Origin of the sequence: Pseudomonas sp. GM102 (assembly GCF_000282555.1) — a bacterium.
In the GTDB taxonomy this organism is placed as follows: domain Bacteria; phylum Pseudomonadota; class Gammaproteobacteria; order Pseudomonadales; family Pseudomonadaceae; genus Aquipseudomonas.
Genome location: NZ_AKJB01000012.1, coordinates 184,311 through 192,171 on the forward strand (window position 1 = coordinate 184,311; position 7,861 = coordinate 192,171).

10 protein-coding genes are annotated in these 7,861 nt (G+C 61.4%); all 10 read left to right on the top strand.

The annotated features are described in order from the left end of the window. The first annotated feature begins 12 nt into the window (after positions 1 to 12). Complete coding sequence (locus tag PMI18_RS25745) at positions 13 to 978, top strand: FHA domain-containing protein (protein WP_007895855.1); 966 nt, start codon at positions 13 to 15, stop codon at positions 976 to 978. Next, positions 978 to 2,333 carry a type III secretion system ATPase SctN gene (sctN, locus tag PMI18_RS25740; RefSeq protein WP_007895857.1) on the top strand — a complete coding sequence of 452 codons (1,356 nt, stop codon included), beginning with the start codon at positions 978 to 980 and terminating at the stop codon, positions 2,331 to 2,333. Before PMI18_RS25745 ends, sctN begins: the two co-directional genes overlap by 1 nt. Next, positions 2,320 to 2,781, top strand: coding sequence for a hypothetical protein (locus tag PMI18_RS25735; protein ID WP_007895859.1), 462 nt, complete (start codon positions 2,320 to 2,322; stop codon positions 2,779 to 2,781). The genes sctN and PMI18_RS25735 overlap by 14 nt, the downstream gene beginning before the upstream one ends. After that, positions 2,778 to 3,311: a type III secretion system HrpP C-terminal domain-containing protein gene (locus PMI18_RS25730; protein ID WP_007895861.1), complete on the top strand. Its 534-nt coding sequence runs from the start codon at positions 2,778 to 2,780 to the stop codon at positions 3,309 to 3,311. Before PMI18_RS25735 ends, PMI18_RS25730 begins: the two co-directional genes overlap by 4 nt. 1 nt (position 3,312) lies before the next feature. After that, positions 3,313 to 4,383 (top strand): FliM/FliN family flagellar motor switch protein, encoded by a 1,071-nt coding sequence (locus PMI18_RS25725; protein WP_007895862.1) that lies wholly within the window; start codon positions 3,313 to 3,315, stop codon positions 4,381 to 4,383. Further along, positions 4,380 to 5,033: a type III secretion system export apparatus subunit SctR gene (sctR, locus tag PMI18_RS25720; RefSeq protein WP_007895863.1), complete on the top strand. Its 654-nt coding sequence runs from the start codon at positions 4,380 to 4,382 to the stop codon at positions 5,031 to 5,033. The genes PMI18_RS25725 and sctR overlap by 4 nt, the downstream gene beginning before the upstream one ends. 41 nt (positions 5,034 to 5,074) lie before the next feature. Next, the gene (sctS, locus tag PMI18_RS25715; RefSeq protein ID WP_007895864.1) at positions 5,075 to 5,335 is read left to right on the top strand and encodes a type III secretion system export apparatus subunit SctS; all 261 of its coding nucleotides are present in this window, start codon (positions 5,075 to 5,077) and stop codon (positions 5,333 to 5,335) included. A gap of 1 nt (position 5,336) precedes the next feature. Next, positions 5,337 to 6,137 carry a type III secretion system export apparatus subunit SctT gene (gene sctT / locus PMI18_RS25710; RefSeq protein WP_007895865.1) on the top strand — a complete coding sequence of 267 codons (801 nt, stop codon included), beginning with the start codon at positions 5,337 to 5,339 and terminating at the stop codon, positions 6,135 to 6,137. Between the two features lie 33 nt (positions 6,138 to 6,170). Next, the gene (gene sctU, locus PMI18_RS25705) at positions 6,171 to 7,262 is read left to right on the top strand and encodes a type III secretion system export apparatus subunit SctU (protein ID WP_007895866.1); all 1,092 of its coding nucleotides are present in this window, start codon (positions 6,171 to 6,173) and stop codon (positions 7,260 to 7,262) included. 363 nt (positions 7,263 to 7,625) lie between these two features. Further along, on the top strand, positions 7,626 to 7,861 hold a 236-nt coding region (locus PMI18_RS31420; RefSeq protein WP_007895867.1), incomplete at its 3' end, for a hypothetical protein.

Genomic DNA, 7,861 nt, shown 5'->3' on the forward strand with positions numbered 1-7,861 from the left:
CGGAGCACAACAATGCTGTATGAATTGCGGGTATTAACCGGTTTGCATCGTGGCGCCGCACTGCCTTTGTCCGGCGCTGAGTGGAGCATCGGCTCGTCGAGCGAGGCAGACCTCGCGCTCTACGATACCGGGATCAAACACCGTCACTGCCTGTTACGCCTGGTTGACAGCACCTGGTCGCTGACCGGCCAGGAAGGCGTCGTCACCGACAACGAGGGCCATCGCGTCGATGCCATTTCGACCTTGCAACCCGATACCCCTTTTTCCCTGAACGGCGTCTGGCTCTCGGTGGTCAGTGCCAACACCGATTGGCCTGAAGACGAGACCCTCACCGCCGAGCAAGCGCCTCCAGCGTCTGACACGCCGTCGATCGTCAGTGAACAGCCTCAAGAGCAGCCAGAACTGCTGTCGATGAGCGCCCAACGTGAGGAAACGGCACACTCGCAACCACGCCGCCAGCCCCCCTCGCTGATCGCCTCACTGCTGCTGATCACCGGCCTGGCACTGTTTCTCGGGATCCTGCTGTGGGCATTCAACCGGCAGGAGCCGGTACCCGCCGCACCGCCACCCGCCGCAAAAGTGGTGCTGGCCGATGCGCAGGAAGTGCGCAAAGTCATCCTGAAGATGCTGCAACAGCGCGACCTGCAAAATCGCATCACCTTGACCGAAGAGCCGGGAAAAATGTTCTTGCACGGCAACTTCGTCGAAGACGATTTGCTGCAGTTGACCGAACGGATGTTGCTGCGTTTCGAGCGTCAGTATCAAAGCCCGATCCGGGTACAGAGCGCCTTGCCGGTCGCGACACCGATCCTGCCTTTTACCGTGGCCCAGATCAGCAATGGCCGACTGGCCCATATCGTCACCAACGATGGGCGCCGACTGTTCCTCGGTGACGAAATCGACGGGATGCGCCTAGTGGAAATTAACGATAACCGGGTGATTTTCGAAGGCGATCGCCGCGTCGAGTTGAGCTGGTGATGCGTGAGGCTTTCGAGCGTTTAGACGACTGGGCGCAGGGCGAACGCGAACGCCTGCAACGGGCGGCTCCCGTGGAAGTTCACGGGCGTATCTGCGCGGTCAGCGGGATTCTCCTGCACAGCCAGATCCCCCAGGCGCGAATGGGTGACCTGTGCGAAATCCGCCGAGCCGACGGCAGTTTGGTGCTGGCCGAAATCGTCGGTTTCGACCGCCAGAATACCTTGCTCGCGGCCCTCGGCCCGCTTGACGGCATTGCCATTGGCGCGCCGGTGAAACCGTTGTTCCAGCCCCACAGCCTGTGTGTCGACGAGGGCTTGCTGGGCGCGGTGCTGGACGGTTTCGGCCGCAGTCTGGATGGCGACGGCCCCAGCGCATTTGCCGATGCCGGCACGCCAGGCGCCATCCCGGTGATTCGCGATGCGCCGGCAGCGACCGCCCGCCCACGCATCGAGATGCCCCTGCCCACCGGGTTGCGCAGCATCGACGGGATGCTGACCCTCGGCGAGGGGCAACGGGTCGGGGTGTTCGCCGGCGCCGGTTGCGGCAAGACCACCCTGCTCGCCGAGCTGGCGCGCAACACGCCTTGCGATGCGATCGTGTTCGGCCTGATCGGTGAGCGTGGGCGCGAACTGCGCGAATTTCTCGATCATGAACTCGATGAGCAGTTACGCAGCCGCACCGTGCTGGTGTGCTCGACGTCCGATCGCAGCAGCATGGAGCGAGCCCGGGCGGCCTTCACCGCGACCGCGATCGCCGAAGGTTTCCGTGAGCAAGGCAAATCGGTGCTGCTGATCGTCGATTCGCTGACGCGTTTCGCCCGGGCCCAGCGCGAAATCGGTCTGGCCAGTGGTGAGCCAAGCGGGCGCAGCGGATTACCACCCTCGGTGTACAGCCTGCTGCCGCGCCTGGTCGAACGGGCCGGACGAACCCACGACGGAGCGATCACCGCCCTGTACTCGGTGTTGATCGAACAGGACAGCATGAACGACCCGATTGCCGATGAAGTCCGGTCGCTGCTCGATGGCCACATCGTGCTCTCGAGAAAGCTCGCCGAAAGCGGCCATTATCCGGCGGTCGATATCCTTGCCAGTCTCAGCCGCACGATGAGCGGCGTGGTGGGAACCGAACAGGTCAGAAGCGCCACCCAGATACGGAAATTGATGGCGACGTATCAGCAAGTGGAAATGCTCCTCAAGCTCGGTGAGTACCAACCGGGTCATGACCCCTTGACCGATTGTGCGGTGGACTCGCGCTCGGCCATCAATGACTTCCTGCAACAGTCACTGCGCGAACCGGTGTCCTTCGAGGACACCCTCGATCATCTTGCCCAGGTAACCGCCAATGTCCCACTCTGATGCAGACCAAGACGACTGCCCTGCTGGCGAATTCGCTGCGATTGGCCAAACGGTCGACATGCTGGCGCCTATTCGTCGGCAACGCCTGAGGCTCGCTGAACAGGCCTGGCGCCGCCAGCGCCAGGTGCTCGACGAGATGCGCGCCCGGCTCGACAGTTTGACTACCGAAGCCATGCGCTTGCGGGCGATCCATCGCCAGCGGAGCCTCGAGTTGCTCGAACAGTATCGTGACAAACCGATGCCGTTGACTGAACTCAAGGATTCCCTGGCCGAGGAACAACTGTCGCTGCGACGGATCGAGCGCAGCGAGCAGGCACGCATCGCGCTGCAAAAAGAACACGACCAACAATCGCTCTGGGCTGAGGAAAGTCGCCTCGAAGTCAGCCGTCGACTGCGCGATGTCGAGAAGCTCGATTACTTGCTCGATCTTGCCCGGGAGGCGTCATGAACCAGGCTCACGCCCCGGCCAAAACGGCCAACGCCCGCCCCCAGGAAGCGACCGGACGCGCCGAGTTCCCCAGAGCCGCGCGCCCGTTCGAGCCGGCGAGCGAGGTCCGCCACGACGGTGAAGTCTTCGAGACGCTGATCAGCCCCGATCTCGGCTGGTTCACCCCGGCGCTCACAGGGTTCACGGGCGAAGGCTCTTCGCAGGGCTTCGCCGGCAGCCCGTCGTCGTTCGAATCGGAGTCTGCGGCAGCAACCTATAGCGCACCGTTGTGGGATGCCCTGATCCAGCATATCGACGAGCAGCCACCACTTATGGATGACCTGCCCATCGAGGCCGTCTTCGAATTGCCGAACCTGGGCGAAGTCGCCGTACAGGTCATGCGCCAGGGCAACGTCATGGATATCGCCCTGCGCTTTGCCCAGGGCGAAGCCTGGGCACGCTGCCGGGAAAGCCAGGAATCCAGCCGCCAACTGTTGAGCCAGCGGCTCGGGCGGCGAGTCAAGTTGTCATTCGATCTGAAGGACCGTTGAGATGACCGTTCAAGCACTCAGGCTGCGGCCGATGAAAAACGATGAAGCGCAGGTGCGCAGACGTCTTGGTAAAGGGCTGAAACTGGACTTTCAGCTGGAAGCGGCCCACGGCACGTTGAGCGTGCACCTGCTCGACACCGCCCCCCGGTCGATCACCGGCAATGTCATGACCAGCGGCTGCGGTCCCTTGTTACTGAGCGATGCGGAAGCCTTTCTCAGCCTGATATCCAGTTGCCCGGCGATGCTGCCGGACAGTGATCGCAACCCGGAAGACAGTGCCTGGTATTGGCAGATCTATAACCAGTACCTGAGCCCCGAATTGCAGGCGCTGTTCGTCCATCTGGAACCCGCGCAAACGACGCTTGATAACGGCCTGGAATGTTTGCTGGAAGCGCGCATCAACGGTTTGCGCATTTGCAGCCGGTTACGACTGGCACCGACCACCTTGCTGCGGCTGCTCGATCGGGGCAACTGGCGCCCACCGCTGTCAGGTCCGGAGAGTGACCTGCCCCTCTGCATCCCTTTGCTGCTGGGTCGTACCCACATGAGTGCGGCGCTCCTGCACTCCTTGCGTCAAGGCGACATCGTATTCCCCGAGCAAGCCATGTTCGCCCCTGACGGCCAAGGCCCGCTGCAAATCGGTGGCTGCCGCCTGGGTCTGCAGCTGGAGAGTACCAACCCGCCGCGCTTCATTGTCACCGAACTGGAAGAAACCGCCATGAATGCCCCCCTCGATCACCTCAGCCCTCCCAGCCTTGACCACCTGCAGGCCATTGAAGGTTTGCCCGACCTGGACAACCCCAACCACGAGCGTGACGCCGCCGAGGAAACACTCACCAGCCCCGACCGCTTCGCCGACCTGCCACTGGCGTTGACCCTGCGCATGGGCAGCGTCTCGCTAAAGCTCTCCGAACTGCACAATCTGGCCATCGGCTCGGTACTGATCGTGGAGGGCAGCACCGTAGGCAATGCCACGCTGTGCCATGGCGAACGGCCTTTGGCCCACGGTGAACTGGTGGATGTGGAGGGCCGTCTCGGCCTGCAGATTACGCGCTTGGAACAACAGCGATGAGTGAGGGACAGATCGATCCGATGATGCTCGCCTTGTTTCTCGGCGGGCTCTCGATGGTGCCGTTATTGATGGTGATCTGCACTGCCTTCCTGAAAATCTCCATGGTGCTGCTGATCACCCGCAACGCCATCGGGGTGCAACAGGTGCCGCCAAATATGGCGCTGTATGGCATCGCGCTGGCGGCGACCCTGTTCGTCATGGCCCCGGTGTTCAACGAGATGGGGCAACGCTTCAAGCAATTGCCGGAACGCCATGAAACATTGGCGCAGATGCAGAGTTCGGCCAGCCAGATCGTCGAGCCGCTACGGCTGTTCATGTCGCGCAATGTCGATCCCGACACCCAGACCCATCTACTGGAAAACACCCAGCGTATGTGGCCGGCGGAGATGGCGGCCAAGGCCAGTCGCGAGGACATCCTGGTCATCGTCCCGGCCTTCGTGCTCTCGGAGTTGCAGGCCGGTTTTCAGATCGGTTTTCTGATCTATATCCCGTTCATCGTCATCGACTTGATCGTCTCCAATATCCTGCTGGCCCTGGGCATGCAAATGGTCGCGCCCATGACGATTTCCCTGCCACTGAAAATCCTCCTGTTCGTTCTGGTGGACGGCTGGACACGCCTGCTCGACGGTCTGTTCTACAGCTACCTGTAACCGCCTGCCTGCACTGCTGTGCGCGATAAATCGAGGCACTTATGGAAATCCTGAACCTGTTCAAGCAGGCCATGTTGCTGGTGGTCGTGCTCTCCGCCCCGCCACTGATCGTGGCGGTGATCGTCGGCATCGTGACGTCGTTGCTGCAAGCGGTGCTGCAGTTGCAGGACCAGACGCTGCCGTTCGCCATCAAACTGGTCGCGGTCGGCGTCGCCCTGGCCCTGACCGGGCGCTGGATCGGCGTCGAGTTGATGCAACTGACCATTTTGTCGTTCGGCATGATTGCGCAGACAGGGCACTGAGATGTTCGAGCACGTCATCAGCCTGTTGTCCGACTCGGTCATCGCCCTGACCCTCGGCATGGCGCGGATCTACCCTTGCCTGCTGCTGGTACCGGCATTTTCCTTTCGCGAACTCAAAGGCATGCAGCGCAACGGCATCGTCCTGGCATTGGCCCTGATGCCCATGCCGGGGATCCGCGCCACGCTGGCCGGGGTTGAATTCCATTGGCTGAACCTCTGCGGCCTGGCCCTCAAGGAAGCGGTGCTCGGCATGCTGCTGGGGGTCTTGCTGGCCATGCCGTTCTGGCTGTTCGAATCCATCGGCTGCCTGTTCGACAACCAGCGTGGCGCCCTGGTCGGTGGGCAGATCAACCCGGCGCTTGGCGATAACACCTCTGAACTCGGCTTCATGTTCAAACAAGTGCTGATCATGCTGTTGATCCTCGGCGCCGGTTTTTCCAGCCTCACTCAAGTGCTGTGGGACAGCTACAGCGTGTGGCCGGCGACCCGGTGGATGCCGATGCCCGCGGCCGATGGCTTCGCTGTTTACCTGAGCCTGGTCGCGAGCATTTTCCGCTTCATGGTGCTCTATGCCGCGCCCCTGGTCGGCCTGCTGCTGCTGATCGAGTTCGGCATGGCGATCCTCAGTCTGTACAGCCCGCAACTGCAAGTCTCGACCCTGGCGATGCCGGCCAAGAGCCTGGCCGGGCTGGCATTCCTGGTGCTGTACCTGCCGATGCTGTCGTTCCTTGCCGAAGGCCGGCTCGATGCCTTGGGCGATTTGCGCCATACCCTGCCGTTGCTATTGAACCCAAGGCCCTGATGCCTCGACAGACACCCTTGCGAGGAGCCCGCGATGAGCGAAAAAACAGAAAAGCCGACCCAGAAAAAACTCAACGATGCGCGCAAGAAAGGCCAGATCGGGCAAAGCCAGGATGTTCACAAACTATTGATCTTCGGCGCCCTGATCGAGTTGATTTTCACCCTGGCCGAAAGCGGCATGGATAAGCTCAAAGGCCTGATGTCCGTACCCTTCGGGCAACTGGGCATGCCCTTCCAGGCCGCGCTCAAAGAGATGTTCGTCAAGGCCAGTATCGACCTGCTGCTGTTCATGCTGCCGGCACTGGGTCTGGCGGTGATCATGCGGGTCATCGGCGGCTGGTCGCAGTTCGGCATCCTCTTCGCACCCGAGGCATTGAAACTGGATTTCGACCGGCTCAACCCGATCAATCAGTTCAAGCAGATGTTCTCAGCCAAACAACTGTTCAACCTGTTCAACAGCCTGAGCAAAGCGGTGCTGATCACCTGCGTGCTGTATGTACTGTTACCGCCCGCCGTGGGGGATCTGATCGGGCTGGCCAATACCGATCTGGATACGTACTGGCGCGCCATGATCGACATGTTCTCGCGGCTTTCGCGCATCTGCCTGGGGGTGTTGCTGGTGTTGGCGGCGCTTGATTTCGGGCTGCAGAAATACTTCTTCCTCAAAGGTCAACGCATGAGCCACGAGGACATCCGCAAGGAACACAAGGATTCCGAAGGCGACCCGCACATGAAATCGCACCGCCGCTCCATGGGCCGCGAACTCACCCAGGGCGGTGCCGCGCCCGCGCCGCAAAAAGCCCCGGTGGAAGACGCCGATATGCTGCTGGTCAACCCCACGCACTACGCCGTGGCGCTGTTCTACCGGCCTGAGGAAACCGCACTGCCGCGCATCATCTGCAAGGGTCAGGACGCCGAAGCCCGCGACCTGATCGAGCGTGCCCGCGAGGCCGGTGTGCCGGTCATACGCTTCGTCTGGCTGGCCCGCACCCTGTATCGCACTGAGGTTGGTCGTTTCATCCCACGCGAAACCCTGCAAGCGGTGGCCCAGGCTTATCGCCTGTTGCGTGAGCTTGATGAGCACGCCGCTGACGACATCATCGAAATAACCGACAACCCGCACTGATTCCCTGCCCCTAATGCCTGTTAGTTAAGAATGATCTCAAGCCATAAGGTGCCATTGTGGCGAGCGAGCTTGCTCGCGCTTGAGTGCGCAGCACTCACAAAATCGGCATTTGTTGCCAGAATTTTGGGGCCGCTACGCAGCTCAGCGCGAGCAAGCTCGCTCGCCACAGAACAATGTTCGACTGGGGAAACCTTAATTGACAGGCATTACCCCCTGCCCCTCGATATCCGGCCTCTATTCGCCGTGCCCATGGAACCGCCGGACGTGGCCTGCCACTCACCGGACTGAATACATCCCTAATGTTCGCCCAAGGCAGGGTCTGTCCGGGCGCGCGGATTTCAGTACGAGTCGAGGAGTACCTACATGATCCCATCATCAAATGTCCGGACCTCCAGTTCAGGTTCCGTGGATGCCGCGCAACGAGCCGGCGGCAGCAGCGAATTTCATCAACAAACGGAACAACCGACCCAACGCAGCTCGCATTCACTGGGCAGTATCGGTAAACGCTTCAGGAAAAAGCTCGGCAAGCTCCTGCATATTGGCTCTTCCTCAAGCAGCCGACCGAACACTTCGGCAGCGGCTTCTGGCTCCACCGCCTC

Bases quoted from the DNA above. Each gene is read 5' to 3' on its own strand.
- sctU (WP_007895866.1), top strand. From the start codon at position 6,171: ATGAGCGAAAAAACAGAAAAGCCGACCCAGAAAAAACTCAACGATGCG.
- sctR (WP_007895863.1), top strand. From the start codon at position 4,380: ATGAGTGAGGGACAGATCGATCCGATGATGCTCGCCTTGTTTCTCGGC.
- PMI18_RS25730 (WP_007895861.1), top strand. From the start codon at position 2,778: ATGAACCAGGCTCACGCCCCGGCCAAAACGGCCAACGCCCGCCCCCAG.
- PMI18_RS25745 (WP_007895855.1), top strand. From the start codon at position 13: ATGCTGTATGAATTGCGGGTATTAACCGGTTTGCATCGTGGCGCCGCA.
- PMI18_RS25735 (WP_007895859.1), top strand. From the start codon at position 2,320: ATGTCCCACTCTGATGCAGACCAAGACGACTGCCCTGCTGGCGAATTC.
- sctT (WP_007895865.1), top strand. From the start codon at position 5,337: ATGTTCGAGCACGTCATCAGCCTGTTGTCCGACTCGGTCATCGCCCTG.
- sctN (WP_007895857.1), top strand. From the start codon at position 978: ATGCGTGAGGCTTTCGAGCGTTTAGACGACTGGGCGCAGGGCGAACGC.
- sctS (WP_007895864.1), top strand. From the start codon at position 5,075: ATGGAAATCCTGAACCTGTTCAAGCAGGCCATGTTGCTGGTGGTCGTG.
- PMI18_RS25725 (WP_007895862.1), top strand. From the start codon at position 3,313: ATGACCGTTCAAGCACTCAGGCTGCGGCCGATGAAAAACGATGAAGCG.